At 74.5% G+C, this 1,261-nt stretch carries 1 protein-coding gene; it reads left to right on the plus strand.

Annotated elements, in window-relative coordinates; all coding sequences use genetic code 11:
* On the plus strand, nt 1-1,216 hold a 1,216-nt coding region (locus CCN33_RS28850; protein WP_279628223.1), incomplete at its 5' end, for a M13-type metalloendopeptidase.
* Nucleotides 1,217-1,261: the final 45 nt, after the last annotated feature.

Consider the following 1,261-nt stretch of genomic DNA (forward strand, 5'->3'; position numbering starts at 1 on the left):
GGGCGAACGGGCCCGCCTCCAGATCCGCCCGGGCCCCTACCGCCCGGCGCTGGACGCCTGGTGGGACGCGCACAGCCTGGAGGAGCTGAAGCTGTGGCTGGTGTGGTCGCAGGTGCACGAGGCGGCCCCGTTCGCCCCGGCCGCGCTGTTCGCGGAGAACTTCCGCTTCTACGGCCAGGTCCTGACCGGCTCCCGTACGTCCAGGCCGCGCTGGATGCGGGCGACGTCCTTCGTGCAGACCGTCCTGGGCGACGAGGTGGGCGAGCGCTACCTGCACCGCCATCTCGCGCCCGGCACCCTGAAGGCCGCCGCCGACCTGGTGGACGCCCTGCGCACGGCCTACCGGGGCTGCCTGGAACAGGCCGGCTGGATGACGGCGGCCACGCGGACGGCGGCGCTGGCGAAGCTGGACGCCCTGCGCGTGGAACTCGGCCACCCCCACGACACCGCCGGCCGCGGCCCGCTGCACACCGACCCGGCCGACCTGCTGGGCAACGTGCGCCGGGGCCGCGCCCGCTGCTTCGAGCGCCAGCTGGGCCGGCTCGGCGGGCCGGTGGACCGGGGGGAGTGGAAGGTGCCGCCGCAGGCGGTCACCGCCTACTACCGGCACGGCCTGAACCAGGTCGTCGTCCCCGCCGCCCTGCTGCAGCCGCCGCTGTTCGACGCCGGCGGCGACATGACCCGCAACTTCGCCCTGCTGGGCTCGGTCGTCTGCCACGAGATGTCCCACGCCTTCGACAGCCGGGGTTCGCGCTACGACGGCGAGGGCCGGCTGCGCGAGTGGTGGAGCCAGGAGGACCGCGCCGAGTACACCCGGCGCACCGCCCTGCTCATCGACCACTACGACCGCTACGTCCCCGACGGGCTGGACGGGGAGCATGTCAGCGGTGCCCGGACGGCGGGGGAGAACATCGCCGACATCACCGGGCTCACCGTCGCGCACACCGCGTTCGCCGCCCACCTGGCCGCCTCCGCGCTCACCGAGAGCGAACGGGAGGTCCAAAGGCGCCGGTTCTTCGCGCTGTGGGCGACGATGTGGCGGGTCAAGCGCACACCGGGCCGGATGCGCGAGCGGCTCGCCCACGACCGGCACGCCCCGCCCCAGGTGCGCTGCAACGCCGTCCTCGGCCATGTCCCGGCGTTCTACCGGGCGTTCGGCGTCACCGAGACCGACTCGATGTTCATCCCGCCCGAGGTCCGGTTCACGCTGCTGTGACCGGCACGGCCGGCTGACGGCCCGCCCAGGAGGCACCCCATGGCC

The sequence above is a fragment of the Streptomyces recifensis genome (genome assembly GCF_002154615.1).
In the GTDB taxonomy this organism is placed as follows: domain Bacteria; phylum Actinomycetota; class Actinomycetes; order Streptomycetales; family Streptomycetaceae; genus Streptomyces; species Streptomyces griseoluteus.